The sequence below is a fragment of the Nocardia higoensis NBRC 100133 genome (genome assembly GCF_000308595.1).
Classification (GTDB): domain Bacteria; phylum Actinomycetota; class Actinomycetes; order Mycobacteriales; family Mycobacteriaceae; genus Nocardia; species Nocardia higoensis.
Genome location: NZ_BAGA01000087.1, coordinates 1 through 26,037, shown reverse-complemented (window position 1 = coordinate 26,037; position 26,037 = coordinate 1). Strand labels below are relative to the sequence as shown.

Sequence of the window (26,037 nt, the reverse complement as noted above, 5' to 3'; positions counted from 1 at the left end):
GCATCCCAGCACCCGCAGCGCGGGCAGGCCCGCCGCGAGTTCCTCGGTGGTGACGGCCAGGGCGGCCGCGCCGTCGGAGATGCCGCACGAATTGCCCGCCGTCGCAGTGCCGCCGGGGGTGAAGCTGGGGCGGAGCCGGGCCAGTCGTTCGGCCGTCATCCCCGCGCGGATGCGTTGATCGCGCTCGATTCCGGCGATCGGCACGATCTCGGCGGAGAAGTCGGTCGCCGCGGCGCGGGCGTGGGAGCGGGCCGCGTAGGCGTCCTGGCGTTCTCTGCTGATCCCGAACTTCGCGGCGAGGTCGTCGGCGGCCGCGCCCATGTCCGGGTCGGGGAACTCCGGCGGCGCGAAGGGCGCACGGGTGTAGCGGACCGGAGCGGCGTCGCCGACCGGCGGCCAGAAACGCCACGGCGCGGTGCTCGCCGATTCGACTCCCCCGGCGAGCAGCAGGTCGTCGTCGCCCGCGCGCACCCTGGTCACCGCCTGCATCACCGCGTCCAGGCCGGAGCCGCACTGGCGGTCCACGGTCACGCCGGGCACGTCGACGCCGAGCCCGGCGCGCAGGGCCGCGACCCGGGCCGGGTCGCCGCCGGGGCCGAGACAATTGCCGAGCACCACATCGTCGACGGCGGCATCGATACCGGCCGCGCGCACCGCGTCGTGCACCGAGCGCAGCACCGGAGCGGCCAGGTCCGTCACGGTCAGAGCGGCGAAGCCGTGGCCCGCGTTGCCGATGGGCGTGCGGCGCGCGGCGATCAGGACGGGGGTGCGGCTCATAGGACCATATTCTTCAGTTCCCCGCGCGCGACCTTGCCGGAGGCCGTCCTCGGCAGCGCGGGCACGGTGATCCAACGGCGCGGCAGGGCCTCCTTGCTCAGCCGCGCGCGGGCCAGCGAGCGCACCGCGGGCACCGTGGCCGAGTCGTCGAGTTCCATTACTGCAGTGACGATTTCACCGAACACCCGGTGCGGAGCGCCGAGCACCGCGACAGCGCTCACGCCCGGCACGCCGCCCAGGATCCGCTCCACATCCTCGGCCACCACCGTGGTGCCGCCGACGTTGACCACACCGTCGCCACGCCCGCGCACGACCAGTTCGCCGTCGGCGCGCAGTTCGGCCAGGTCGCCCACCGGGAACCATTCGGGTGCGCCGAGCACCGTGTACGGCGATCGGACGTACAGCAGTCCTGCCCTGACCTCGACCTGCACGCCGTCGACGACCCGCAGCGGCTCGGGCACCCGGCGCGCGGCGACCAGCGACACCTCGGCGGATCCGTAGTACTCGACGATCCCGAGCCCGCCCGCGGCCTCGATGGCGCCGTCGTCCAGGGCGATGCCCGCGACGATCGCCGTCCGCAGTCGCGGGGCGCTCGCGACCACATCACGCAGGACGGCGGGCACCGCGTGCACGACCGTCGCGCTCTCGGGGTCGTCGGTGACGCAGGCTCCGCTCCACAGCGCGTGCACTGCGCCGAACAGGTGCATCGTCGCGTGCAGTGGTCCGGTCAGCAGCACCCGGTCGGTGGCTCGTACTCCGGTGATCGCGGTGAAGGCCGGGAAGCTGTCGTACCAGGAGCGCGCGGTCCGGGCCAGCGGGCGCGGCGCCCCGGTCGACCCCGAGGTGGCCACGAGCAGCAGCGCCCCGGCGGGCACGCTCTCGCGCACCGGGCGCACGTCCGGGTTCTCGACACGGACCGGGACCCCGCGGCGCGCGGCGGCGCAGACGCAGATCAACGCCTCCGGAACCGGCAGCGGGGACGCGTCGTAGACCTGGGCGGCGGCATGCGCGCTGTTCCAGGCGTCGATCGCCCGGTCGAGTTCGCGGTACGTGAGCACCCGCCCGTCGAGATCGAGGGCAGGCCGATCGTCGGCCCGGCCCAGCAGCGGATCAAGCACCGGTCACACCGGGATACGCCCGGTGCACGCCCTTGGCCACCACCGTGGCGACCACGACCTTCGCCAGATCGCCGGGGATGAACGCGCCGTTGGAGGTGATCGCCTCGAGCACGCCGAGGTCCGTGCGGAGCAACAGTCCGGCCGTACCGAAGGCATAGACCACGACGATCCCACCGAGGGCATTGATCAGAAATGCCGGGACCACCGGATATTTCGGCAGGATGCGCTCGGTGAGCCAGCCGATCACCAGCGCGGCCGGAATCCAGCCGATCAGATAGCCCGCGCTCGGCCCGGCCAGCGCGGTGAGCCCGGTCCGCCCGCCCGACAGCAACGGCAACCCGATGATGGTCAACGCGAGGAAGACCAGCACGGCCGCGGTCCCCTTGCGCGCGCCGAGCACGGCGCCGGCCAGCAGCACGCCGAGAGTCTGCAGGGTGATGGGGACGCCGCTGAAGCCCACCGTGATCGCACCCGGCAGGCCGAGTGCGGCGATCAGTGCCGCGAAGACGGCGATCTGCGCCATGTCCCTGCCGGTGAACCCGACCCGCCGCGAGTTCTCGACGCTGTCCATCGATGACCTTCCGTACAACCGACTTGAACGGCGTTCAAGGTAGCAGACCAGGACCGATCGGCTTGCTCGGCCTCGGCGGCCCGGCCGGATCGGCCCGCCGGAAGGACGTGTGGCGGAGCCTCGCCCTACTGCTCACATCGCAAGTAAGTCCACATCTTCACTCCAAAAAATCTACCGTGGCGAGTGTAGACATTTTGGAGCGGCCGTAATACAGTCGCTGTCGTCCGATTGACAAGTCCAGAGGCCGGGCAGGCGAGCTGCCCGGAACACGAAGTCCCCTTCCCTCCGGCGGAGGCAGAGATTCCCGGCGCAGTCGGCCGGGCCGCCGGAGGGAAGCGCGGGAACACCGAACATCGAGGAAACCGGCAGATCAGGAGGTGGTGGTCACTGAATAGTCACCTACCAGTTTCACGTTCCAGCCAGTGTGTCGAACGACACTGGTCGCCGGCCCTCCCGGTCGGCGAACAAGATTGATGTCCCATCCGTATATCCCAGGCCCCGGCGCCCAGCGCGCCGGGGCCTGCAGGCGTTGAATCCCGAGAGGTGCTGTGCAACAACCGAACACTCATCCCAGCGACGGTCCGAGTGCCACCGACAAGCTGGATGACGATCACTACCCCGCCTACAGCATGGGGCGGGCCGCCGAGATCCTCGGAGTCACCCAATCATTTCTGCGTGGCCTCGACGCCACCGAGCTGTTGACCCCGCAACGCTCCCCCGGCGGACATCGCCGCTATTCGCGCCACCAGTTGCATCTCGCCGGCCGCGTTCGCGAGCTGCTCGACAGCGGCAACACCCTCGAGGCGGCCTGCCGCATCATCACGCTAGAGGACCAGCTCGCCGACGCACGACGCGTCAACGCCGAACTGCAGGATGCCCTCGACGATCGAGCACCTGAAGGCTGAGACGGGTTCGGATCCGCATCGACCGGGCAGACCTCTCCCGGCGCGGGCTCGAGAAGCGCAGCGAACCCGCGGCCAGGGCGCCCGCCGGGCAATGAGGTCGGTCGGGGTCCATGGCGCGCGGCGGAAAGCCGGATTCACCCGGGTGTGAGCGCGCCGAGCCCGGGTAGCGCCAACTGCATGAGCATTCTTGCCTCGATGATGGACACCCACCCCGCCACCGGCGAACGGCCCGCGCAGGCGGAGCTGATCGCGTGCCTGGAGGCGTGCCGCAAGTGCGCCCAGGTCTGCGCGCTCTGCGCCGACGCCTGCCTGAGCGAGGAGACGGTCGCCGACCTGCGTGAGTGCATCCGCACGGACCTCGACTGTGTCGATATCTGCACCGCGACCGCCGCGGTGCTCACCCGCCGTGGCGCGGACGCGGCGCTCAGCAGGTCACTGCTGGAGGCCTGCGCGGTCGCCTGCGAGACCTGCGGACACGAGTGCGACCAGCACGCCGGGCACCACGAGCACTGCCGGATCTGCGCGGAGGCGTGTCACCGCTGTGCGGTTGCCTGTCGCGATCTACTGGCGGCGCTGGGCTGACAGGCGCCGGGCGCAGATCACGGCGACACCATGATCTGGGCCGCGTTCGCCTTCAACTGAGCGTTCGCCCAGCGCATCTGGCGCAGCGTCTGTGGATGGCACCGTTGCGCGGTCTCGAGCAGTTCCCGGTCCTGGCGCGCCTGCGCGGTCTGCGCCAGGATCTCCCAGTCGAGGGAGACGCCGGCCGCGGTCCGATGGATCCTGCGCAGGTCGGCCAGCAGCAGCAGGGCCGCGTCGTGGCGGCGGCCGAGCAGCTCACCGCCCTGCTGCCGGAGCACGGCGAGGATGCTCTGGTCGTCGTCCGGTTCGGCGTCGAGGTTCACGTCGTAGTCGCGGCCGACGCGGGCGAGTTCGCGCACATGCTGCTGCGACCAGCGGGCCAGGTCGCGGCCGAGATGGTAGATCTCGTGGTCGGCCTTGTGCCGGTCGGAGGCATGCAGCAACTGTGCGGCCAGGTCGTTCTCGGCGCGGTGGAGTTCCTCGATGGCCAGGCCGATCTTGTTCACGGCGCGCCTCCGATCGTCTCGAGGGCAGTGCCCGCCGTGCCGCCCGCGGTATCGGCGATGCCCGTGCGCACCGGCCGTGAACCGGTCGTGGTCGGCGCGGTGGCCGCGACGCCATCGCCTTCCTCGATCCGTTCGATGCGGGCCGCGCCCGCCTTGAACAGCGGTTGCTTGGAGGCGGGGTCCCAGTCGGTGATGGTGAGTTCGTTGGCCGCACGGCCGTCGCCGTCGGGCTCGTGCCCGGCCGGGGTGTCCCAGTAGCCGTAGTGGAACGGCAGGAACAGCACACCGGGTCGGATGCCGCTGATCCGCAGTCGTGCCGCCACCGACCCGCGCGGGGTGCTGATGCGCAGCAGGTCGCCCTCGGCGTAATCGTGGCGCGAAGCGTCCTGCTCCGACATCTCCACCCAGACCTGCGGCGCGGCGGCCTGCAGTTGCGGCGCCCGCCCGGTCTTCGTGCGGGTGTGGAAGTGGTAGAGGGTGCGACCGGTCACGAGGTGATAGGGGAACTTTTCCGACACGGTCTCGTGCGGCGGAAGGTATTCGGCGGCTTTGATGATCGCCTTCCCCGAGGGATTCATCGCACGGTATTCGGTCGGTTCCAGGGGAGCGCCGGTGACCATGTCCCTGCCGTAGCTCTCGCAGTAGTCGGGCGCGGCGAAGAATGCGCCGTCGGTGTACAGGCGTTCGGTCCCGTCGGGGTGCTCGTCGTCGCACGGCCATTGGATGCCGCCGCGGCCGCGCAGCTTCTCGTAGGACAGCCCCGTGTAATCGCACGGGCGCCCGGCCGAGCACTTCTTCCATGCTTCGAACGCCTCTTCCGGTGTCCGCCACTTCACCAGTGGCGCACCGTCTTTGTCGGTGAGGCCGAGCCGCCGGGCGTAGTCGAGGAAGATGTCCAGGTCCGCGCGGGCGAGGCCGGGTGGGTCCACCGCCTTCTCCGACAGGTGGACGGTCCGGTCGGCATTGGTGAAAGTCCCCGTCTTCTCGCCCCAGGTAGCGGCGGGCAGTACGACATCGGCCAGCTGCGCGGTCTCGGACAGGAAGATGTCCTGCACCACCAGGAACAGCCGGTCCTGGCTCAGGATGCCGCGCACACGAGCCAGCTCGGGCAGCGACACCGCGGGGTTGGTGCCGCTGACGTACAGGAAGCGAATCGAGCCGTCCTCGGCGTAGCGCATCATCTGCATGAGGTGCGTGGGCGCGGTGTAGTGCGGAATCCGCATCGGGTCGATATTCCATACCGCGGCCAGATCGCGCACGTGCGCGTCGTTCGCCCAGTTGCGGAAGCCGGGCAGGTCGCCGTCGGCGCCGCATTCGCGGGTGTTCTGGGCGGTGGGCTGGCCGTTCATCTGCAACACCCCGCACCCGGGACGGCCGAGCATGCCGCGCACGAGATGCACGTTGTTCACCTGCACCGCCGCCGCGGTGGCCTGATGCGACTGATAGAAGCCCTGCAGCACGGTGGAGAGCAGGCGTTGCGCCCGGCCGAGCAGGCGGGCCGCGGCACGCAGATCGGCCGGCGGCACGTCGCACATCTCGGCCGCCTTCTCCGGCGGGTAGGGCGCGAGCTGGGTGCGCAGTTCGTCGAATCCGACGGTGTGCGCGGCGAGGTAGTCGTGATCGACCCAGTCGTTGGCGATGATCTCGTGCAGCAGCGCGTTCATCAGCAGCAGATTGGTGCCCGGACGGGGCGCGAGGTGGACCGTCGCGGCGCGGGCGACCGGGGTGGCGCGCGGGTCGACGCAGACGACCGCGGGCGGGTTCGGCCCGGCGAGCCGGTCGAGGATGCGCGTCCAGAGCACGGTCTGGGTCTCGGCCACATTGTGGCCGTAGAGGGCGATCACGTCGGCGTGGTCGACATCGGTGTAGGAGCCGGGCTGTCCGTCGGAAGCGAACGACTCCTTCAGCGCCGCCGCAGCCGTCGCGGTGCACAGCCGGGTGTTGCCGTCCATGTGGTTGGTGCCGATGCCGCCGTGCCCGATCACCGCCAGCGTGTAGTACTCCTCCAGGAACAGCTGCCCGGTGGTGTAGAAGCCGACCGAACTCGGACCGCGCTCCGCCAGCAGCTCTTCCGTGCGTCCCGCCACGGCCTCCATGGCGGTGTCCCAGTCGGTCTCCACCAGCCGGCCGTCGCGGCGGATCAGCGGTGTGGTCAGGCGATCCGGCGAGCCGTTGGCCTGCCAGCCGAACAGATCCTTGGGACCGAGCCTGCCCCGGTTCACCCGATCGCCGGCGCGGCCACGCACCCCCACGATGCGACCGTCGCGCACCGCGATGTCCATGGCGTCGCCGTTGGAATGCAGCAGCGATGCCGACTGCACCCACGCGTCGACATCGGACTCGGCCACCCCCGGCTCGAGGTAGGTGTCCACTCGAACGGGCCATTGCTCTCCGGCGCTGTACGGGGTCCGGGAACCCCACGGCTCGGCGATTCGATCCACGTGGTTCACATCCCGGTGATGCCCCGCGAGCCGATGAGCAAACTACGCGGCTGCCCGGCGGTCGCCGAGGGTCACCGACGAGCCTGGGGCACGGCGTCGAGGGCCGATGCTCGTGGCAATCACCGCCCATCGTCCGATAGTCGGCTGCGGGCCGACTCTCAGCGGCCGGTCGCGCTCACATCGGGCAGCCGCCGGAGCCCCGCAGCGGCGGCGCCGCGAAGGTATCGAGGCCGACCCGGCGGTGCGCGCGGACCAGCTTCTCGTACTGCAACCGGTTGTAGGCCAGTGGTGCCAGCAGCATCCGGTCGGGCAGGATCTTCCACGCGGTCTGCAGAACTCGCGCGTAGACGGCGAATTCGAGGTCGTGGCGGCGGGTGAGTTCGAAGCCGACCATGCGGCGCACGCCGGGATGCATGGCCTTCGCCGAGCAGACCTGGATGACGTGGCCGGCCAGCGGGCGGATCAGCAACCACAGCGGCAGCAGGACGGTGCGGGCGAAGGGTGAGATGCCGAGGGTGGGAAGCGGCAGCCGGGTCAGCGCGGCGAATTTCTCCACCAGGAAGGGGTTGGCGGCCAGTTCGTGCTCGACCATGCGGTCGTAGTACTCGATGGCCGCGGCCAGGTCGGTCGGCAATTTGCCTGCCTGGGAGGACAATTCGAGGTGCGCGAAGGTCTCGCGCATCATCTGATAGGCGGCCTCCTTCTCCTCGGACCGCATTCTGATGCCGGTGCAGAAAGTGAAGGTGTTCAGCGGAACGAAAATGCCGCTGACGGCGATCCACACCCACGACTTCGGATTCAGCGCGCTGTAGCGGACCTCTTCGTACGCCCCGGTGCCGTGACCGTGGACCTCACGATGGCGCTCCTTCAGCCAGTCCGCCTCGGCCTTGCGGTCGACCGGGTCGCCCCACAGCGCGAGCACGGCGGAAGCGCCACTGCGCACACCACGATCGGCGAAATTGGCCGCGAATCTTCCGCTGCGATCGACCGCGGCGGCGACGGGCACCAGTGCCACCTGATCGAAGGCCGAGCCCGCGAAGACACCCGACAGCACACTGGCGGTGTGCTTGCGGAAGGCCGTCAGCACTTCCGGGCGCACCCGCGCGGACGCCGCCGCCTCCTCGAAGGGGGTTGTCGCGCTGCCGGATTCGGGTACGACGGACAGCTCCGCATGCGTTGTCATGACACATCCCTCGACATTGAGCGATAGATTACAGGCGTTCAGACTATCATTCTGGGCAGTTCCCGAGCGAGATCCGGCCCGGCGGGCGCTGACCGCTACACCTGCTTCGGCCGGACCTTGTAGGCAGCCGACTTCAGCTCCCGCTGTTTCATCTTCCGAATGCTCTCGTGATGTTTGCGGGCGTGATAGGCGATCGGAAAGTAGGTGAGCCGATCGGGCAGAACCCGGTAGGCGAGCCGGATACCGGCGTAGATCCGTTCGAGTCTGCGCTGCTCCTCCGGACTCCAGACCACGCCGATCATGGCGCGCAGGCGCGGGTCGAGCAGTCCCATGATGGACAGATAGGTGAACCGCAGTACCGGCCCCGCCACCGCTCGGGCCACCGGCCTGACCGGGAACGGCAGGGCGCGCAACTGCTCGCTGTCGCCCGCGCGCATCATCGCGTACTCCTCGCGCATGGCGTCGTCGGCGCGCAGCACTTCGGCGACCATGCGCTCGTAGTAGGCGTCGAACTCCGCGCGGGTCTGCGGGTAGCCCTTCATCGGCACCTGGAGGATCTTGGCGATGCGGATGTTGTCGGCGAGCAGTTCGTCGAGTTCGGCAGCGGTGAACTCACGGCCGACGAGCAGCGGGCCCGCCTTGGCGGTGGTGATGTAGGCGGTGGCGATAACCCATTGGTAGGCATCGGGATTGAGCGCGCTGACGCGCTTGCCCGAGGCGCCGCGCATGGTCAGCGGCTCGTGCAGCGAACGCAGCCTGCGCCCTTCCTGCACCGCTTCCAGGCCACCGTAGGTCCAGCGCAGCACGGAGTCGACCGAGCGGACGGCCCGGCCTGCCGGATCGGTCCGAACGATCGAGTAGCGGTCGGTGACCTCGCGGATCACCGAATGCATGCCCTGCATGGCGAAGGCGGCGCCTTCGAGCACGAGATAGGTCCAGTGCCCGACCATTTCGGCCGTCAGCGAATCCGGTGCGACGAGTTCGATCGGCTCGATGTCCTCGCCGATCCAGACCCGCGGGGCGGGCGTGTCCGCGCGCGGGCCGCGCGGGGCACGCGGAGCGGTGGGCAGGGACTTGTCGGCGGCTGTGGTCATCGTCGCGTCCACTTCTCGAACACCATCGGATCCCGGCCCCCGCCCCGACGATCGACGTATGCCGGAAGAGAACACGGAACTGATAGTTCTATGCGGTCTAATCTATCAATCGTGAGAGTACCCCTGGAACCCTCGCGAGAGAATGATCGATTCGATCCGGGCGCGGACTCGGGTTGTCGGTCCGCGCCCGAATCGAATCGGATTCGGCGGTGCGAAGTGGGCGCCTGGTGCACCGCCGTCGGCCGGGTGCGCTCAGGCAGACTTCCGTTCGGCGACCATCGTCAGAGCGATGTCGACGATCATGTCCTCCTGTCCGCCGACGAGACCACGCCTGCCCGCTTCCATGAGCAGCGACCGCACGTCGATGCCGTACCGCTCCCCCGCCGCCTCGGCGTGACGCAGGAAGCTGGAGTAGACACCCGCGTAGCCCAGGGTCAGGGTCTCCCGGTCCACCCGGACCGGCCGGTCCTGCAGCGGGCGAACCAGATCGTCGGCGGCGTCCTGCAGGGCGAAGATGTCGCAGCCGTGCTTCCACTCGAGCAGGTCGGCGACGGCGATGAACGCTTCGATCGGGGTGTTGCCCGCCCCCGCGCCGTGCCCGGCCAGGGAGGCGTCCACCCGGACCACGCCGTTCTCGACGGCGACGACCGAGTTGGCCACCGACAGCGACAGGTTCTCGTGGGCGTGGATGCCGATCTCGGTGCCCTCGTCGAGGATGTCGCGGTAGGCGCGAACGCGATCGCGAACGCCGTCCATGGTGAGCCGTCCGCCGGAGTCGGTGACGTAGACACAGTGTGCGCCATAGCTTTCCATCAGCTTGGCCTGCGCGGCGAGTTCGGCGGGCGGGGCCATGTGGCTCATCATGAGGAAGCCGGAGACGTCCATGCCGATCTCGCGGGCGGTCGCGATGTGCTGGGCGGAGACGTCGGCTTCGGTGCAGTGGGTCGCCACCCGCACGGAACGCACGCCCAGGTCGTAGGCGCGTCGCAGATCGTGGACCGTGCCGACGCCGGGCAGCAGCAGGGTGGTCAGCCTGGCGCGGCGCACATTTTCCGCGGCGGCCTCGATCCAGGCCCAGTCCTTGTGCGATCCGGGTCCGTAATTCACCGAGCCACCGGCGAGCCCGTCACCGTGGGCGACCTCGATCGCATCGACACCGGCCGCGTCGAGGGCGGCGACGATCCGGCCCACGTTCTCGGGGGTGATCCGGTGGCGGACGGCGTGCATGCCGTCGCGCAGGGTGACGTCCTGGACGAATATCGTCGGGGTCGAGCTCATCGGACCGTCTCCTTCTGCTGGGTGTTCTGCGCGATCCGTTCGGCGACCCGCAGGCCTGCCGAGGTCATGATGTCGAGATTGCCGGCGTACGCGGGGAGGTAGTGCGCGGCGCCTTCCACTTCCAGGAACACCGACACCCGGTGCGTCGGCACGGTGGCCGCGTCGTCGGCGAGCAGCGTGTGGACGGGTTGATCCGACGGGATCGCGTCGATCTGCACTTCCTGCTTGAGGCGGTAGCCGGGCACATACGCAGCCACCTCCTCGATCATCTTCGTCACCGAGGCCCGGATGCGCGCGTGCGAGTCTTCGTCGGCGGCGTTCACCAGGCAGAACACCGTGTCGCGCATGATCAGCGGCGGTTCGGCGGGATTGAGGATGATGACCGCTTTGCCGCGCTCGGCGCCGCCGACGGCTTCGATGGCGTGCGAGGTGGTCTCGGTGAACTCGTCGATATTGGCGCGGGTGCCCGGTCCGGCGGACTTGGAGGCGATCGAGGCCACGATCTCGGCGTAAGCCACGGGCACGACCCGCGACACCGCGGCCACGATCGGGATGGTGGCCTGGCCACCGCAGGTCACCATGTTGACGTTCACCGCGTCGAGGTGATCCTCGAGGTTCACCGCGGGAACCACGAACGGACCGATGGCCGCGGGCGTCAGATCGATCAGGCGCTTGCCCAGCGGCGCCAGCAGTTCGTGATTGACCTGGTGGGCCTTGGCCGAGGTCGCGTCGAACACGATCTCGATGTCGTCGAAGCCGGGCATGGCGATCAGCCCCTGCACGCCTTCGTGGGTGACGGGCACGCCCAGTCGAGCGGCCCTGGCCAGGCCGTCGGACTCGGGATCGATGCCGACCATGGCGCCCATCTCGAGGAAGCGGGAATGACGAATGACCTTGATCATCAGGTCGGTGCCGATATTGCCCGATCCGATGATCGCGACCTTGGTGCGATCGGTCTGCTCACTCACTGGGAACCTCCGGTGGAGAAGGACGCCGACACCGTGCCGACGCCGTCGATGGTGGCGGTGACGCTCGCGCCGGGGTGCAGCGGACGCATCGGTCCGAGGGCGCCGGAGAGGATCACCTGACCCTTGCGCAGGGGTTCGCCGAACTCCCGCGCCTTGCGCGCCAGCCAGGCCAGCGCGTTCAGCGGATCGCCCAGGCACGCCGCGCCGTTTCCGGTGGAGACCACCTCGCCGTCGATGCTCATGCTCATGGTGACCTCGACCGGCTCGAATTCCGCGAGGCTCACCCGCTCGGCGCCGAGCACGTACACGCCGCTGGAGGCGTTGTCGGCGACGGTGTCGGCGAAGGAGATGTCCCAGTCGGTGATCCGGCTGTCGACGATCTCGAGCGCCGCGGTGGCCCAGCCGACGGCGGCCCGGCACTGCGCGACATCCAGCGGGCCTTCGGCGAGATCCTCGGCGAGGAAGAACGCCACTTCGGCCTCGGCCTTGGGCTGCAACAGTCGCGCGATGTCGATCTCGTCGCCGTCGTCGTAGGCCATATCGGAGAACAGCACGCCGAAGTCCGGCTGATCCACGCCCAGCTGCTGCTGCACGGCTTCGGAAGTGGCCCCGATCTTGCGGCCGACCACCGTCGCGCCCGCGGCGAGCCTGGCCGCGTTGAAGCGTTCCTGGATGCGGTAGGCGGTGGCGACGTCGTCGGGGCCGATCAGCTCCCGCAGGGGCGCGCACGGCTGTCCCGTCGTGGCCGCGGTGATCAATCGGTCCGCGGCGGTGGCGACGACGGAGTCGTCGACACGTGCGGCACCGACGGTATCGGCGCTGGTTGGCATCGGGCTTCCTCTCCTTGCTTCGAGTCGATGCCGATCAGTCCACTACGCCGCCGCGCGGGCGCCCAGTACTGTGGTCCACTGAGTGGACCACGGACAAGGAATCACCGACATGGGCACACCACAACTGGATGACCGATCCGTCCTGGGCCGGGTGGTCACGATCCTCGAAGCCTTCGCGCCCGACGACACGCCGGTCGGGCTGTCGGAACTCACCCGCCGGACCGGGCTCCCCAAAGCCACCGTGCACCGGGTGTGCCGGGACCTGGTGGCGGCGCGCTGGCTCACCGCCTCCCCGCGCGGCTACCGACTCGGCCGCGGCCTGTTCGAACTGGGCATGCGCGCGGCCGCCGAGCGGACGCTGCTCGAGGTGGCGGTGCCGTTCATGCAGGATCTCTACACCCGGACGCAGGAGACCGTGCACCTCGGCGTCCTCGACGACGACGAGGTCGTCTATATCAGCAAGATCGGCAGTCACCGCCAAGCGCGCGCACCCTCCCGGGTCGGCGGCCGAATGCCGTTGCACTGCACCGCCATCGGCAAAGCGCTGCTGGCCCATGCCGATCCGCCGACGGTCGACCGGGTCCTCGCCGGACCGCTGCGGCGGTACACCCCGCGCACGATCACCGGTCCGGGGCTGCTGCGCGGTCAGCTCGACCGGGTCGTCGAGCAGGGCGTCTCCTACGAATACGAGGAATCCACGCCGGGCATCGTCTGCGTCGCGGCGGCGATCCTCGACAGCGAGGACCATCCGCTGGCGGCGATCTCGGTCACCGGCCCGAGCAGCCGGTTCCGCCCCGAGTCCCACGCGGTGCCGGTGCGGGCGGCGGCCGCCGGTGTGGCCTCGATCCTGGCGCGACGGGCGGGACCGGCCGCGTTGTCGCCGTGACGCGAGCGAAGGACGCACGCTGCGCGCGGCCGAGAAAGCGAGTTCGCCCGTAAGCGGGACCATTGCGCCCCGCGCCGTCGCCGGCATGCGCAGAGTGCCTACGGCTGCCACGGTTCCACCGGACTGCCGGACTGCCGGACTGCCGGACTGCCGGACTGCCGGACTGCCGGACTGCCGGACTGCCGGACTGCCGGGAAATCGTGGCCCGCCCCGGCCGTCAACCGGTCACAGGTCGCCGTCCACGATGGACTGCACGATGGCTCCGTACCGCCGGATGAGCACCTCCCGGCCGATATCCGCCGAGTCGAAGAGATCGAGATGCCGCACCGCCGCGGCCAAGCCGAGCAACTGGGCCATCACCAATTGGGAGCGGTGCCGTTCGGCGGTGGTGTCCCCGATCCGGCGGGCGGTCGCGTCCAGATAGCGGCTCCGGATATCGGCGCGCGTCTCGTCCGGATCCGTGGACTCGCTGACCAGGATGGGGACCATCGCCCACGGCTCGGGCTCGTCGTTGTCCCGGCGGTCGATGATCCGGCGCACGAGGGCGAAGCCCGGCGGCTCCTCCGCATCCACACTCTCGTCGAGAGCCGACGCCGAGGGGTCGGCCACGGCGAAGAGTTCGGCCTTGCTCCCGGTCAGCTTGATCACCAGCGCCGGGGAACATCCCGCGGCGGCGGCGACGTCCTTGATGGTGGTCGCGGTGTATCCACGGCGCGCGAAAAGGTCACGCGCCGCGGCGATCACGATGTCGCGGGTCGAGGGCTTGCTCATGGTTGGCTCGCTTCGCCGGGTCGCCGCTTCCCGAGGCGACGCGTCATCGCGCTCCCGCCGCCTGCAGCTCCTCGGCGAGGTCGATGTCGACCGCGGCCGGGCGGGACAGCACCGTCACCTGACGCGTGACCGTGCGCAGGTCCGCGCCGAGCACGGTGATCAGATAGCGGCCGGTCGGTGGCTGCGTGAATTCGTACGCACCGTCGGGCCCGGTGACGGTGGTTCCCACATATTCGCCGGTAGCCTTCACCAGACTCACTCTGCCATCCTCGCACGGCATCCCGTCAACCGTGACCCGCCCGTAGAGCCGCAGCCGCTCGGTGAACACCACCCGGTGCGCAGGCGAGTCCTGCCCGAAGTCGACCACCTGCGAACGCGGCGCCCATCCGTCGGCGCTCGCGATCACCAGATAGGGACCGGGCGAGGGCAACACGACCGAGAACTCCCCGGCGTTGTCGGTGCGGCTCCAGTCCACCGGTTCACCGGTCAGCCGCAGCACCGTGACCACCGCCTGCCGGATCGGATGGCCGCCCGTGCCACAGACCATGCCGCGGGCGACGAGCTCGTCGGGCACCTGCTCGTCCTCGGCCGCCCCGGCGCCGGGCGCGGGGACCGCCACGGGCGCGCCGGCATTCGGCAGGAAGAACGCCACCGCGCCCGCCGCGAGCGCGACGACCGCCGCGATCACGTACACGGCTTGGAACGCCGCCAGCGAGGGCAGTTCCTGCCCAGCGACATTCATCGTGACGACGGTCATCAGCGCGGCGATCATCGCGCTCGAGACCGAGGTGCCGATCGAGCGGAGCAGAGCGTTGATCCCGTTCGCCGAGGCGGTTTCGGTGATCGGCACCGCGCCCATGATGAGGATCGGCATGGTCGCGTAGGCGATCGCCGTGCCGCTGGTCACGCACATGGCGCCGAGCACGATCAGCGGGACCGAGCCGGTCACGAAGACCCGCCCGAGATAGGCGACGACCATCACGCCACAGCCGATCATCAAGGTCTTCTTGGCGCCGATCCGCCCGACGAGCCGTCCGGCTATCGGCGCGAACACCAGCATGGTGAGCCCGGCGGGCACCATGCACAGCCCCGCGTGGAACACCGAGAGTCCGTGCCCGTAGCCCGTCTCGGTCGTCATCTCCAGCTGCTGGGTGCTCGACAACATGTTGCCGTACATCGAGATTCCGACCAGCAGGGCGGAAATGTTGGTCAGCAGCACCGGGCGGCGCGCGGAAGTGCGCAGGTCGACCATCGGCTGATTGACCCGCAACTCGAACGGGAACCACACCGCGAAGACGACCGCGGCCACCGCGGCGGAAAGAAGCGTCCGCGAGTCGGTCCACCCCCACGTCCCGCCCTTGGATATCGCCAGCAGCGCCGCCGCGAGCCCAGTCGACAGCAGCAGCGCACCGGTGATGTCGAACCGCCCGGGAGTCCGCACCGGCGACTCCGGCACCACGGCCAGCACCGCCGCGAAGAGCAACGCGCCCGCCAGGGCCGACATCCAGAAGATGGCCTCCCAGCCCAGGTGCTCGAACACGACACCCGACAACGGAAGGCCCAGCGCCGAGCCGATTCCCAGCGTCGCGCTCATCAGCGCGGTCGCCCCGGCAACCTTGGCCTTGGGCAGTTCGTCGCGCAGGATGCCGATGCCCACCGGCACGAGCGCCGCCGCCAGACCCTGCATTCCGCGACCGATCAGCACCATCAGGAAAGTCCCGCCCACCGCGGCCAGCACCGATCCGACCACCATCGTGGCCAGCGACACCAGCATCATCCGGCGCTTGCCGAACATGTCCGCCAGCCGCGAGACGATCGGCGTGGCCACGGCGCCGGCGAGCAACGTGGCGGTCACCAGCCACGTGGCGGAGGCATAGTCCACGCCGAGGATGGCGGGGAATTCGTGCAGCAGCGGAATGACCAGGGTCTGCTGGAGCGCCACAACGACGCCGGACAGACACAGGACCGGCGTGAGCAGCCTGTTGGCCGACCGCGCCGCCGGTTTCGCGTGAGTGGCCAAGGAGATCTCCGAATCGCGCTATGGGGTGAACGTGCGTTTACCTCGGTAGGTAAACACACGTTCACCCCATAGCGCAAACTGGAATCGACGGCACGAGCACCGCACCAGCAACCGAATTCCGGGCGCTGCGGCCACGGGGAACGCTCGACCGATTCCACAGTTGCGCCATGCCCGCACCGACCAACGGGACCGCGCGCGTGCACTGCCCACACCTGTATATCGGCGATCGAGCACAGGGCTCTGTGGTAGGGATGATCTGCTCCGAAAGGCCCCGGCCGGTTCGTCCGGTACTATTCGGAACATGACGGCTCGTAGCCGTCCTCCTCCCACACGCGCCGGGCCAGCACCGCCGTGCCGAGGCCGAACGCGCCGAACATCGGCTGCAGCCAATGGAATCGGCCGATGATGAACGGCTGGACAGTGACCCAGCCCATCAGCAGCAGACCGCTGCCGACACCCACCGGACCGGCGGACGGGTGTGACCGCCCGGCCAGCACCGCTGTCGCGGCCATCGGAACGCCGACGATCGTGGCGAGCGCCGTGCCGGCGAACACCCTGCTGCGGAAGGGCAGCCGCGCTTCGACCTCGCTGCCCAGGTCCGCGCCGCCGCCCGCGAGACCGACCGCACCGGCGAAGGCCCAGAAGGCGACGAAACCCGACGTTCCGGTGAGAGCGGCTCGCAGTCGGCGCGCCCGTTTGCGCTGCGCATGAGATGTCATCACGCCTCATTGTCGGCCGCGCTCGGTCCAGCGGACGCTGTCCCACGCCGAGTAGCCGGCCCATTGTTACGCCCCGGCCTCGTCGACCGCGCGTGCGTATTGCCGAGTCCCGCAAGGCACCATGCGAGGCAAACGAAGCGCCCTGCCTACGGTCCCGGACTGCTCACCCACTCCGGTCGCGGCCGGCATTACGCGCGGTCCCCCGGTGGGCGGGCACGGTCGCGGGGTCCTCGGGCCAAGCGTGTTTGGGATAGCGGCCCCGCAGATCGGCGCGAACCTGTGACCAGCCCGAGCGCCAGAACGAAGCCAGATCCGCGGTCACCGCGACCGGACGCTGCGCCGGGGAGAGCAGATGCAGCACGATCGGAACGCGGCCGTCACCCAGCCGTGGCGCCTCCGCCCAGCCGAACACCTCCTGCACCTTCACCGCCAGCACCGGCGGATCGGCCGAATAGTCGAGGCGGGGACGGCTGCCCGAGGGGACCTCGAGACGTTCGGGCGCCAGTTCGTCCAGCCGGGCCGCCTCGGGCCAGGGCAGGATCCGGCGCAGCGCCTGCCCGGCGTCGACGCGTTCCAGGTCGGCGCGCCGGCGGGCGGCGGCCAGTTCGGGGCCGAGCCAGATCTCGGCGGCGGCCAGCAGCGCGTCGTCGTCGACCGGCGGCCAGGGGTCGCCGAGCGTGCGGTGCAGAAAATCGAGGCGTTGCCGGAGCGCGATGGCTTCGGCATTCCAGGACAGCAAACCGAGACCGGAAGAACGCAGCCCGCGCAGTACCGCCGCGCCGAGCATCCGCGGATCGGGATCGGGAATCGGCTTCTGCGACAGCAGGATCGCGCCCAGTCGTTCCACGCGCCGGGCCACCACATCGCCGTCGACCCAGTCGATCTCCTCGACACTGCTCAGCAGGCTCGCGGCCGCGCGCCGCGCCAGCGGCTCATCGGCCGCCGCGGCCAACCGCACGACCCCCTCGGCGCGCCCCGGATCGCGGGTCGCGACACCGACCGCGAGCCATTCCGCGTCACCGACGCCCGCGCCGGGCGGCACGGTCACCGCTGTGCCGCCCGCCATGAGATAACTCGACGAGCCCGGGGCACGCCGCCGCGCCAACCGCTCGGGATAGGCCAGCGCCACCACGTAGGCCGGATCGTCGCGTCCCTCCGCGCCTTCGACCAGCCGCTCCAGCCGATCGACTTCCCGCCGCCAGCGCGCGGGCCGCTCCCGCCGCAACACCCGCAGACCGGTCACGAGATCGACGCCGGAGACATAGCTGTCGTCATCGAGGACCGTCACCACTTCCGCGGCCGCCCGCGCACCCACCACCTCCGCCCCGTCGAGCAGCGCGCGCGCCAACCGCGGGTGCAGCCCGATCCGCGCGATCCGCCGGCCTCGATCGGTCACCACCCCGTCGCCGTCGACCGCGCCGAGGGCGCGCAGCACTTCCCGCCCGGCGTTCAGCCCGCCCGGCGGCGGCGCATCCCACCAGCCCAGGCCGTGGCCGTCGGTTGTGCCCCAACAGGCCAGCTCCAGAGTCAACCGGGTCAGGTCTGCCGTCCGGATCTCCGGCTCGGGATAGGCGGGCAGCGTCGCGTGCTCGTATTCCGGCCAGCAGCGCCACACCTGTCCCGGCCCCTCCCGACCGGCCCGACCGGCCCGCTGCTCGGCCACGGCCGCCGAAACCCGCACCGTCGCAAGCCCCGACAGTCCGCGGGCCCGATCGATCCGCGGCACCCGGGCGAGCCCGGAATCCACGACCGCCCGCACTCCCGGCACCGTGAGACTCGACTCCGCGACCGCCGTGGCCAGGACCACCCGACGTCGAGTGCCCGGTCGCAGTGCCGCGTCCTGCCCGGCCGCGGACAATCGGCCGTGCAGGGCAACGACATCCACCTCGGACAGGTCGGCCAGCTGGGCGGCGGTCCGGCGGATCTCGGCCACCCCGGGCAGGAAGACCAGCACATCGCCCTCGCTGTCGGCGAGTGCGATCCGGGTGGTGCGCGCGACCTGCGCTTCGATCCGTTCCCGTGGCAGCGGCGCGACATAGGACGTCGTGACGGGATGGGTACGGCCGTGCGCCTGCAGCACCGGCGCCGGCTGATCCCCGCCGAGCAGCTCCGAAAGTCGTTCGGCGGCAACGGTGGCCGAGGTGGCGAGCACACGCAGATCCGGCCGCAACCCGGCCCGGGCATCGAGCAGTAATGCCAACAGCAGATCCGCGTCGAGATGCCGCTCATGGCATTCGTCGAGCAGCACCACATCGACGCCCGCCAGTTCGGGGTCGTCCTGCAACCGTCGCACCAGCAACCCGGAGGTCACGACCTCGATCCGGGTCCGCCGCCCGGCGCGCCGATCTCCCCGCACCGAATAGCCGACGGTTTCGCCGACCCGCTCCCCCAGCAGCGCCGCCATCCGCCCGGCCGCCGCCCTGGCCGCCAACCGTCGCGGCTCGGCAACGATCACCCGGCCCGCAACGGCCGCGGCCAGCGCCAGCGGCACCAGGGTCGTCTTCCCGGTTCCCGGCGGTGCGACGAGCACGGCAGTCCCGTGCTCGGCCGAGGTCGCGACAACACGGTCGAGAATGCCGCGGATCGGCAGATCGGGAAGCTCGGGTAGGTCCATAACCGACCAGTTTGAAGCCTCGGCTCGCCAATGCCGGGATTCGGGCAGGTCGGGCGACAGAATATGGCGATGCGAACCCTCACTCGTGTACTGCCGGCGGTCTTCGCCGGGATACTCGTCGTATTCGCTCCCACCGTCGCGGCAGCCCCGGTCCCGGGCAGTTCGCAACCGCAGCTCCCTTTCCCGCTGGCCATGCAACCCGACGGCGTGCAGGCCACCTCGGCGGCGCTGGCCGAGGGCAACACCGGGCTGCTCGTCTGGTCGCGCCAACCCGCCACCCGGGTCCCGATCGCCAGCATCACCAAGGTCATGACGGCGATCGTCGTGCTCGAATCCGGCGATCTCGACCGCCCCGTCACGGTGTCGCGGGCCGCGCTCGACTACGCGGCGTCCGAAGGCGGAAGCACCGCCGACCTCGCCCCGGGTGAAGTGCTCACCGCCCGCCAACTGCTGTACGCGATGCTGCTGCCTTCCGGCTGCGAGGCCGCCTATGCGCTGGCCGAGGCCTACGGCCCCGGTCAGGCGGCCTTCCTCGCGAAGATGAACGACACCGCGCGGCGCCTGGGCATGACCGACACCCATTTCGCCGACCCCAGCGGCCTGCCGATCCCGGACGACTACGCCACCTACTCCACCGCCGCGGATCTCGTACGCCTCGGCCGCCACGCGATGTCGATCCCGGTCTTCCGCGAGATCGTCGGCTCACCGGTCCACCATCAGCCCGCGGGTCCCGCCAACAGCGCGCACACCTGGGAGAGCACCAACGATCTGCTCGGCCGGTATCCGGGTGTCACGGGAATCAAGACCGGCAACACCGACGCCGCCGGAACCTGCCTGCTGTTCGAAGCCTCCCGAGGCGGGCAGCGGCTGATCGGGGTGGTCCTCAACAGCTCACCCTTCGACATGGCCGCCGCGACCGCCGATGCCGAACGACTCATGAACTGGGGTTTCCTGCCGATCCTCAGCACCCTGCCGATCGGCTGATGCACGTGGCGTCGACGGAGGAACTTCCTGTTTCGGCAGCTACGCCCGTGCCAACCATCCGACTTGATGTCGATATTCGCGCCGAGAAATCCGGCGTAGCCCTCACGGGCGCCGGGAGATAGATCTTGTGCACCTTCGCGACATGCCGCCGGAAATGTCTACCAGACCGGTCGAACAGCATTGATCATGCGACTGAGCTGCGATAACCGCACAGAAAATATCACGATCATTCCCCGAGAAATGCCGCGCTGTTATCTTCCTGTGGCCCTGCTCATGCTATCCGTCGAGCTTTGAATTCAGCGGCCTCCTCTTGCAGCGGACCCGATTTTCCCTGGCACGGCAACAACCGACCGAGTAACGTCTGAGCACGTTGCACGGTGAATACTCCCGCGCAATGGAATGGAAAATATCTTCGGGAGGATCGGAAGTGTTCGCAATGAGCAGGCAAACGGTGGCGCGGGCCATCCTCGCCGGCGCGATCGCGGTGGCTCCGGTCACCGCCGTGACCGTGCCGGCCCAGGCCGATGTGGTGGTCGCCCACCACACGGCCGTCCAGGTCGACAACGGCAGGGGCAATGGGAAGATCATCCCGCCCGGCTGGGGAATTCCTCCGGGGTGGTGGAAGAAATTGCTGCCGTTCGGTTCCTTCGGTTCCTTCGGCAGCGACTAGCCCTACGGGAGAGCGCTTCGGACACCGCGAGCGGTGCGGGGCAGCGCCCAGTCATCGATCGCGGTACCGGTCGCGGGCACGGCGGAGGCGCCGATGCCGGCGGAGCCGAGGGCCAGGACCAGTGCGATGGCGGCGCGGACCGGCTCGACCACCGCGACGCCGAGCCGTTGGGAGACCTCCTCGCCGAGCCCGGTGAAACCGCCGCAACCGAGCACGAGCGCGGAGCAGGTGTGCCGGGCGAGGAAATCCTGCCCCAGTTCGACCAGACGGTCGGCCGTGGCGGCACGGTCACGCATCATCTCGGGAACGCCGAGTCCGGTCGCGACGACACCGGCGCATCGTCCGGCCAGCCCTAGCGTGATCAGACGGTCCTCGACCAGGGGGATGACGCCGTAGGAGCTGGTGATGATTCCGTAGCGGCGGCCGAGGAGCAGCCCTGTCAGCGGGCCGGCCTCGGTGATGTCGACCACCGGAACCGGGACGGATTCGCGGAGCGCTTCGACACCGGGTTCGGCGAAACCTGCCATCACGACACCGGTCAGCTCACCGTCGTAGCGAAGCACTCGATCGAGTACGCCGGTGGCGCTGAGTTGCGCTTCGAGTTCGCCCGGCAATTCGGCCGGGCCCCACAGTGGATTCACCACACGCACGTCCAGATCCGGGAACCACTGGTCGGCGGCGGCTTGGACATGGCGCGTGTTCGCGTCGATACGGTTCGGGTTGACAACCAGGATCGTCATACATGGACTCCTTGCGGGTGAGGATCAGGCCGCCACGGCCGCGGCCACGGCATGTGGGTCGGGGACGACTCGCCTGCGGGTCTCGCGCCACGCTTGCAGCCGGGGAACGAGGGTGGCGCCGGCTCGATCCAGGGCGGCGGCCAGCACCAGCGCCAGACCGGCGGCGACGGTCTGGACGTACGGCGTGACATGCAGCAGCACGAGACCGTTCTTCAAGGCGGCCAGGAACAGCCAGGCGACGAAAACACCGAACAGGTTGCCGCGGCCACCCGCGAACGCGACGCCGCCCAGCAACGCGATGGTCAGGACCTCGAACTCCATACCGTCGGCGGTGGTCGCCGGGGATACTCCGTTGAGTCGGGCCATGAACACGATGCCGGCCAGCGCGGCGCAGATGCCGGTGGCGACATACAGCACGAACGGGATCGCCTGCACCCGCAGTGCGGACAGATAGGCGGCCTGCGGGTTGGCGCCCAGCGCGAAGATGTGCCGTCCCCAGGGTGTCAGCACGAGGAAGAGACCGCCGACGACGAATGCCAGCAACGCCAGCACGGTGGTGAGCGGGATGCCGCCGAGATCGGTCGACCCGAGTGCTTCGACCACGGGCCCGATGCCGAAGATCTGGTCCTGCTGAATCAGCAGCGTGATTCCCCGGACTGCGCCGAGCATGCCGAGCGTGACGATGATCGGATTCCAGCTCAGGACGACGCACAGAAAGCCGTTCATCGCGCCGATGGCCGCCCCGATGGCCAGGGCCAGCGCCAGACCGGCCGGCTCGGACCATTGCCACTGAGTCACACCGACCGCGGCCAGGGTCGCGGCCAGCGCGGCGGCAGAACCGACCGAGAAGTCGATGTAACCGGCGATGACCAGCATGGTGAAAGGCACCACCATGATTCCCAAGGCGGCCGCGTTGTCGACAAGGGTCATCAGATTCGTGCCGGTCGCGAATCGCGACGTCCGGGACATGAAATAACAGCACATGGCAATCAGGGCCAGCACGAGCACCGTATTGGAGATCGCCTGGGGCCTGGACAGTCGATCGAAGAACAATCGCATGGTGGGTTCACCTCGGAGATTCGACAGGGACGGGCCGGTCGTCCGCGGGAATGTTGACGTATGGATAGGACTCGAGCGCTGCCGCGGACGGCGCGGCGACATCGGCTTCACCTGCGTGCGCCAGCCTGAGAAGCCCGTGCTCGTCCAGACTCTCGTGGCCGAGCTCGCCTGCGACGCGGCCACGAGCGAGGACCACGACCCGGTCCGCGACGGCCATCAGTTCCTCCGGCTCCGACGAAGCGAGCAGGACAGCCCCGCCTTTGCCCGCGAATTCGCGGACAGCGGCATACAATTCGTCGCGAGCGCCGACATCGACACCGTCTGTGGGTTCGTCGAGCAACAGCAGACGCACTGTGCCGATGCCGTTGAGCCAGCGACCGATCACGAGCTTCTGCTGATTGCCGCCGGAGTAGCGGTTCGCATCCAGATCTCCGCGCGACGGCCACAATCCGAGGGACTTCGCCGTCCGCGAGAAGGTCGCGCGTTCCGCTGCGCGGGAGCGAACCAGCCCGTAACGAGCCGTAGTCGACAGCCGCGAAACCATCACATTGGTCTCCCCGGACAGCGTCGCGAAGATGCTCTTGCGCAACCGATCGGAAGGAACCAGGGCGACCCCGTCGGCGATCGCGTCGCCGGGACTGCGATGAGTGACCCGCCGACCGTCGAGGAAGACTTGCCCACCGCTGCGACGACGGGCCCCGGCCAGCGTCTCGAGCAGTTCGGTCCGACCGGCCCCCACCAGCCCGAACAGACCCACGATCTCGCCCGGCGCCACCCGCAGCCGCACGGGTCCCACACCTGGTCCGCTGAGATCGCGCACGTCGAGCCTCGGGGAGGTGTCCACCCCGGCGGGCCGCCTCGCCCGCCGCGAGAGGACCGAGGCCGACCGCGGCCCGACGATGGCGGCGACCAGGTCGTCTTTGGACAACTCCGCCGCTGCGGAGTTCAATACGACCTCGCCGCCGCGCAGCACCGTGACCCGGTCGGCGAGCTCGAGCGCCTCGGTGAGCCGATGGGTGACGAACAGCAGCGGCAGGCCGCGATCGCGCAGTCGACGCATCTGCACGGCCAACTGCACGACCTCGCGTTCGGTAAGTGAGGCGGTCGGCTCATCCAGGATGAGAACCGCGGGCTCACGAGCCAGCGCCTTGGCGATCTCGATGACTGCCAGCTCGGCATTGCCCAGCGAGCGCAGATCGGCGTCCGGTGCGATATCGGAGCCGAGTTCGGACAACAATTCCGCCGACCGCGCCACGGCCCTACGGCGATTCCGCAGCCACGGTCCCCGAGTCGGCTCGTTGCCGAGGAATATGTTGTCGGCGACGTCGAGGGTCAGGGTGAGGCTCGGCGTCTGGTGGATGACAGCCACGCCCGCCTCCCGCGCCACCCGGGGCGTCAGGTCGTGCTGTCGCCGACCACGAACCATGATTTCGCCCGCGTCGGGGCTCTCGGCGCCGCTGAGGCATTTGATCAGCGTCGATTTGCCCGCGCCGTTGGCCCCCAGCAGGGCATGGATCTCGCCCGGCTCGACCGTCAGATCCACACCGCGCAGGACCGGAAGGCCGCCGTAGGACTTGCGGAGTCCGTGGACGGCGAAACCACCACCCCCTGTAGTCATTTCCAGACCGCCTGCATCTGCTCGAGCTCGGGGCTGCCCGCGGTGACCGGCACGTAGGTCACCCGGTAGACGGCGCTCTCGGCGCCCTCGGCGGCGTCGATGGCTGTGGTGACCAAGCCCTCGCCGAGTGCGGGAAGATCCAGCGCCGCCGAGCCGCGGTAGGCCCCGCCGGCGGCGATCGCTTCGATCGCCTCTCTGTCCCCGTCCATGCCTCCTACGTACATGTCGGCCGAGTACTTGTCGGGAAGAGCCGAATAGGCTCCGACACTGGCTGATTCGGAGATGGCGAGCACCCCGTTCAGGCCGGGGTGGGCTTGCAGGATGTTCTTGGTGGCGTCGAGTCCTTCGGTCTCCGACAACGCGTCCTGACGCGCGACGACCCTGACACCGGGAGCGGCCGCGGCGAGAGTGGCTTCGAGCGACTCCCGGCGTTTGCGAGCCCACTCGGCTTCCTCGTAGGTCAGGATGGCCACTTCCCCTGTGCCGCCATGCTTCTCGTTGAACCAATCGGCCGCCAGCCGGCCCAGCGTCGCCCCGGCTGCCTCCTGCTGCATGTCGATCTCACCGCTCTGGTTCTGCAACGACGAGCCGTAGGTGATCCACTTGGTGCCGCTCTCGACGACCTTGGCGGCGATGCCTTCCAGCGCGGTGGCGTCGAGAGCGACTGCGACGATCGCGTCGTACTGCTGGGGAATCCAGGTGCGGATAGTGCTGACCTGTTTGTCGATGTCCTGGCCCGGGTCGTCGAGAACGATTCGGTACCCGCGCTCGGCCGCCCGCCGCTCGGCCGCTCTCATCTCGACCTGCAACGCAGGCGTGCGCGAGTAGTTGGGGAACGAGACGGCGATAGTGGGGGCATCCGCGTCCCCAGCGTCACCGTCTACCGAACCGCAGGCAACCGAGGTCACGGTCACGCACAGCGCGAGGGTGGCAAGGACCGCACGCCGGGCGACGACGCGGTGGAATCGATGGAGGGACATGATTGCTCCTTTGATGGAACGGAATTCGGAATTCGAACGGAACGGAAAGGAGGGGGCGTGAGCCGCAGTCACCGGTGCCCGCGGGCAGACGACGGCGAGCGATCCACCCGTCACGCGGGCCGATCGGTCGCGGTGGTGAGATCGAAGCTCGTGTAGGTCTTGCGCAGGATGTTCTCCCCCGAAGTGATCGGCTCGTACTTCGCCGGATGCGACTCGTCGATGCAGGAAGGCAACGCCTCGATGACGGCGTCGTAATTGGGCTGGCAGAAGAACGGCAGCGAGATCCGCCGCAGATGCCACAGATGCGCCGGCGGATTCTGCACCCGGTGCAGGGTGGATATCCAACGGTCGTTGGTCCAGCGAGCCATCAGATCACCGATATTGACGACATACGCCCCGGGAGTCGGCGGAATCGGGGTCCATTCGCCACGGACGAAGACCTCGAGGCCGCCGACCTCGTCCTGCTGGTAGAGAAGCGTCAGCGTTCCGTAGTCGGTGTGTTCGCCGACCCGGATCTGTCCCTCTTCGGGCGGCGTCAGAATCGGAGGGTAGCAGTTGGCGAAGAGGTTGCTGATGGGTCTGTCAATTTTGTCCGCGAAGAAGTCCGGGCGCAGGTCCAGCGCTTCCGCGAAGAGACTCATCACCTCTTCCGAGAGCGCGGAGACATGCCGATAGTATTCCGTCCATATCCTTTCCATCTCGGGCACCTCGGCCGCCCAGACA

At 69.3% G+C, this 26,037-nt stretch carries 24 protein-coding genes; 5 read left to right on the top strand and 19 right to left on the bottom strand.

Translation table 11 applies throughout. The features are described 5' to 3' along the window. The 3 genes from ON26_RS15865 to ON26_RS15855 all read right to left on the bottom strand — a co-directional run. On the bottom strand, window positions 1-777 hold a 777-nt coding region (locus ON26_RS15865; protein ID WP_040796927.1), incomplete at its 3' end, for a thiolase family protein. Beyond that, a complete protein-coding gene (locus tag ON26_RS15860; protein ID WP_083884119.1) occupies window positions 774-1,895 on the bottom strand; it encodes a class I adenylate-forming enzyme family protein in 1,122 nt (373 codons plus the stop codon). The genes ON26_RS15860 and ON26_RS15865, both read right to left, overlap by 4 nt. Beyond that, window positions 1,888-2,466, bottom strand: coding sequence for a biotin transporter BioY (locus ON26_RS15855; RefSeq protein WP_051027123.1), 579 nt, complete (start codon window positions 2,464-2,466; stop codon window positions 1,888-1,890). Before ON26_RS15855 ends, ON26_RS15860 begins: the two co-directional genes overlap by 8 nt. Window positions 2,467-3,014: 548 nt before the next feature. Between ON26_RS15855 and ON26_RS15850 the strand changes: the two genes are divergently transcribed. Continuing rightward, on the top strand, window positions 3,015-3,371 hold the full coding sequence (locus tag ON26_RS15850; RefSeq protein WP_040796926.1) for a MerR family transcriptional regulator: 357 nt from the start codon (window positions 3,015-3,017) through the stop codon (window positions 3,369-3,371). A gap of 177 nt (window positions 3,372-3,548) precedes the next feature. Then, window positions 3,549-3,953: a four-helix bundle copper-binding protein gene (locus tag ON26_RS15845; protein WP_040796925.1), complete on the top strand. Its 405-nt coding sequence runs from the start codon at window positions 3,549-3,551 to the stop codon at window positions 3,951-3,953. Between the two features lie 17 nt (window positions 3,954-3,970). Here ON26_RS15845 and ON26_RS15840 read toward each other — a convergent pair whose 3' ends face one another. From ON26_RS15840 to ON26_RS15810, 7 genes are all read right to left on the bottom strand, one after another. Continuing rightward, window positions 3,971-4,459 (bottom strand): hypothetical protein, encoded by a 489-nt coding sequence (locus ON26_RS15840; protein WP_040796924.1) that lies wholly within the window; start codon window positions 4,457-4,459, stop codon window positions 3,971-3,973. Then, window positions 4,456-6,909 (bottom strand): molybdopterin oxidoreductase family protein, encoded by a 2,454-nt coding sequence (locus tag ON26_RS15835; protein ID WP_083884118.1) that lies wholly within the window; start codon window positions 6,907-6,909, stop codon window positions 4,456-4,458. Before ON26_RS15835 ends, ON26_RS15840 begins: the two co-directional genes overlap by 4 nt. A gap of 166 nt (window positions 6,910-7,075) precedes the next feature. Next, complete coding sequence (locus tag ON26_RS15830) at window positions 7,076-8,083, bottom strand: oxygenase MpaB family protein (protein ID WP_040796922.1); 1,008 nt, start codon at window positions 8,081-8,083, stop codon at window positions 7,076-7,078. 95 nt (window positions 8,084-8,178) lie between these two features. Then, the gene (locus ON26_RS15825; RefSeq protein WP_083884121.1) at window positions 8,179-9,177 is read right to left on the bottom strand and encodes an oxygenase MpaB family protein; all 999 of its coding nucleotides are present in this window, start codon (window positions 9,175-9,177) and stop codon (window positions 8,179-8,181) included. Window positions 9,178-9,429: 252 nt separating this feature from the next. Then, window positions 9,430-10,455, bottom strand: coding sequence for a 4-hydroxy-2-oxovalerate aldolase (gene dmpG / locus ON26_RS15820; RefSeq protein ID WP_040796921.1), 1,026 nt, complete (start codon window positions 10,453-10,455; stop codon window positions 9,430-9,432). After that, window positions 10,452-11,423 carry an acetaldehyde dehydrogenase (acetylating) gene (locus tag ON26_RS15815; protein ID WP_040796920.1) on the bottom strand — a complete coding sequence of 324 codons (972 nt, stop codon included), beginning with the start codon at window positions 11,421-11,423 and terminating at the stop codon, window positions 10,452-10,454. Before ON26_RS15815 ends, dmpG begins: the two co-directional genes overlap by 4 nt. After that, window positions 11,420-12,253: a 2-keto-4-pentenoate hydratase gene (locus ON26_RS15810; protein ID WP_040796919.1), complete on the bottom strand. Its 834-nt coding sequence runs from the start codon at window positions 12,251-12,253 to the stop codon at window positions 11,420-11,422. Before ON26_RS15810 ends, ON26_RS15815 begins: the two co-directional genes overlap by 4 nt. A 109-nt stretch (window positions 12,254-12,362) precedes the next feature. Here ON26_RS15810 and ON26_RS15805 point away from each other — a divergent pair, with 109 nt between their 5' ends. Then, window positions 12,363-13,139, top strand: coding sequence for an IclR family transcriptional regulator (locus ON26_RS15805; protein ID WP_040796918.1), 777 nt, complete (start codon window positions 12,363-12,365; stop codon window positions 13,137-13,139). Between the two features lie 225 nt (window positions 13,140-13,364). Here the strand turns inward: ON26_RS15805 and ON26_RS15800 are convergent, their stop codons facing one another. From ON26_RS15800 to hrpB, 4 genes are all read right to left on the bottom strand, one after another. Next, complete coding sequence (locus tag ON26_RS15800) at window positions 13,365-13,910, bottom strand: TetR/AcrR family transcriptional regulator (protein ID WP_040796917.1); 546 nt, start codon at window positions 13,908-13,910, stop codon at window positions 13,365-13,367. Between the two features lie 43 nt (window positions 13,911-13,953). Next, a complete protein-coding gene (locus ON26_RS15795; RefSeq protein WP_245545867.1) occupies window positions 13,954-15,930 on the bottom strand; it encodes an MFS transporter in 1,977 nt (658 codons plus the stop codon). Between the two features lie 290 nt (window positions 15,931-16,220). After that, on the bottom strand, window positions 16,221-16,649 hold the full coding sequence (locus ON26_RS31655; RefSeq protein WP_051027122.1) for a hypothetical protein: 429 nt from the start codon (window positions 16,647-16,649) through the stop codon (window positions 16,221-16,223). A 163-nt stretch (window positions 16,650-16,812) separates the two neighbouring features. Next, window positions 16,813-19,263 carry an ATP-dependent helicase HrpB gene (hrpB, locus tag ON26_RS15785; protein ID WP_040796915.1) on the bottom strand — a complete coding sequence of 817 codons (2,451 nt, stop codon included), beginning with the start codon at window positions 19,261-19,263 and terminating at the stop codon, window positions 16,813-16,815. A gap of 69 nt (window positions 19,264-19,332) precedes the next feature. Here hrpB and ON26_RS15780 point away from each other — a divergent pair, with 69 nt between their 5' ends. Next, window positions 19,333-20,247 (top strand): D-alanyl-D-alanine carboxypeptidase family protein, encoded by a 915-nt coding sequence (locus ON26_RS15780; RefSeq protein WP_040796931.1) that lies wholly within the window; start codon window positions 19,333-19,335, stop codon window positions 20,245-20,247. A gap of 436 nt (window positions 20,248-20,683) precedes the next feature. Beyond that, window positions 20,684-20,917, top strand: a complete 234-nt coding sequence (locus ON26_RS15775; RefSeq protein WP_157171917.1) for a hypothetical protein — start codon at window positions 20,684-20,686, stop codon at window positions 20,915-20,917. A 2-nt stretch (window positions 20,918-20,919) separates the two neighbouring features. Here ON26_RS15775 and ON26_RS15770 read toward each other — a convergent pair whose 3' ends face one another. From ON26_RS15770 to ON26_RS15750, 5 genes are all read right to left on the bottom strand, one after another. Further along, the gene (locus ON26_RS15770; protein WP_051027121.1) at window positions 20,920-21,657 is read right to left on the bottom strand and encodes an aspartate/glutamate racemase family protein; all 738 of its coding nucleotides are present in this window, start codon (window positions 21,655-21,657) and stop codon (window positions 20,920-20,922) included. A gap of 24 nt (window positions 21,658-21,681) precedes the next feature. After that, window positions 21,682-22,716, bottom strand: a complete 1,035-nt coding sequence (locus ON26_RS15765) for an ABC transporter permease (protein ID WP_051027120.1) — start codon at window positions 22,714-22,716, stop codon at window positions 21,682-21,684. Between the two features lie 7 nt (window positions 22,717-22,723). After that, window positions 22,724-24,334 carry a sugar ABC transporter ATP-binding protein gene (locus tag ON26_RS15760; protein ID WP_083884116.1) on the bottom strand — a complete coding sequence of 537 codons (1,611 nt, stop codon included), beginning with the start codon at window positions 24,332-24,334 and terminating at the stop codon, window positions 22,724-22,726. Continuing rightward, window positions 24,331-25,314 carry a sugar ABC transporter substrate-binding protein gene (locus ON26_RS15755; RefSeq protein WP_040796913.1) on the bottom strand — a complete coding sequence of 328 codons (984 nt, stop codon included), beginning with the start codon at window positions 25,312-25,314 and terminating at the stop codon, window positions 24,331-24,333. Before ON26_RS15755 ends, ON26_RS15760 begins: the two co-directional genes overlap by 4 nt. A 110-nt stretch (window positions 25,315-25,424) precedes the next feature. Beyond that, the coding region (locus tag ON26_RS15750; RefSeq protein WP_040796912.1) for an isopenicillin N synthase family dioxygenase at window positions 25,425-26,037 on the bottom strand (613 nt) is incomplete at its 5' end.

What these genes read in the sequence shown, in the direction of transcription:
- ON26_RS15805 (WP_040796918.1), top strand. Translation starts at nt 12,363, where the DNA reads ATGGGCACACCACAACTGGATGACCGATCCGTCCTGGGCCGGGTGGTC.
- ON26_RS15760 (WP_083884116.1), bottom strand. Translation starts at nt 24,334, where the DNA reads ATGACTACAGGGGGTGGTGGTTTCGCCGTCCACGGACTCCGCAAGTCC.
- ON26_RS31655 (WP_051027122.1), bottom strand. Translation starts at nt 16,649, where the DNA reads ATGACATCTCATGCGCAGCGCAAACGGGCGCGCCGACTGCGAGCCGCT.
- ON26_RS15780 (WP_040796931.1), top strand. Translation starts at nt 19,333, where the DNA reads ATGCGAACCCTCACTCGTGTACTGCCGGCGGTCTTCGCCGGGATACTC.
- hrpB (WP_040796915.1), bottom strand. Translation starts at nt 19,263, where the DNA reads ATGGACCTACCCGAGCTTCCCGATCTGCCGATCCGCGGCATTCTCGAC.
- ON26_RS15825 (WP_083884121.1), bottom strand. Translation starts at nt 9,177, where the DNA reads ATGACCACAGCCGCCGACAAGTCCCTGCCCACCGCTCCGCGTGCCCCG.
- ON26_RS15810 (WP_040796919.1), bottom strand. Translation starts at nt 12,253, where the DNA reads ATGCCAACCAGCGCCGATACCGTCGGTGCCGCACGTGTCGACGACTCC.
- ON26_RS15765 (WP_051027120.1), bottom strand. Translation starts at nt 22,716, where the DNA reads ATGCGATTGTTCTTCGATCGACTGTCCAGGCCCCAGGCGATCTCCAAT.
- ON26_RS15855 (WP_051027123.1), bottom strand. Translation starts at nt 2,466, where the DNA reads ATGGACAGCGTCGAGAACTCGCGGCGGGTCGGGTTCACCGGCAGGGAC.
- ON26_RS15770 (WP_051027121.1), bottom strand. Translation starts at nt 21,657, where the DNA reads ATGACGATCCTGGTTGTCAACCCGAACCGTATCGACGCGAACACGCGC.
- dmpG (WP_040796921.1), bottom strand. Translation starts at nt 10,455, where the DNA reads ATGAGCTCGACCCCGACGATATTCGTCCAGGACGTCACCCTGCGCGAC.
- ON26_RS15830 (WP_040796922.1), bottom strand. Translation starts at nt 8,083, where the DNA reads ATGACAACGCATGCGGAGCTGTCCGTCGTACCCGAATCCGGCAGCGCG.
- ON26_RS15775 (WP_157171917.1), top strand. Translation starts at nt 20,684, where the DNA reads ATGAGCAGGCAAACGGTGGCGCGGGCCATCCTCGCCGGCGCGATCGCG.
- ON26_RS15800 (WP_040796917.1), bottom strand. Translation starts at nt 13,910, where the DNA reads ATGAGCAAGCCCTCGACCCGCGACATCGTGATCGCCGCGGCGCGTGAC.
- ON26_RS15845 (WP_040796925.1), top strand. Translation starts at nt 3,549, where the DNA reads ATGAGCATTCTTGCCTCGATGATGGACACCCACCCCGCCACCGGCGAA.
- ON26_RS15755 (WP_040796913.1), bottom strand. Translation starts at nt 25,314, where the DNA reads ATGTCCCTCCATCGATTCCACCGCGTCGTCGCCCGGCGTGCGGTCCTT.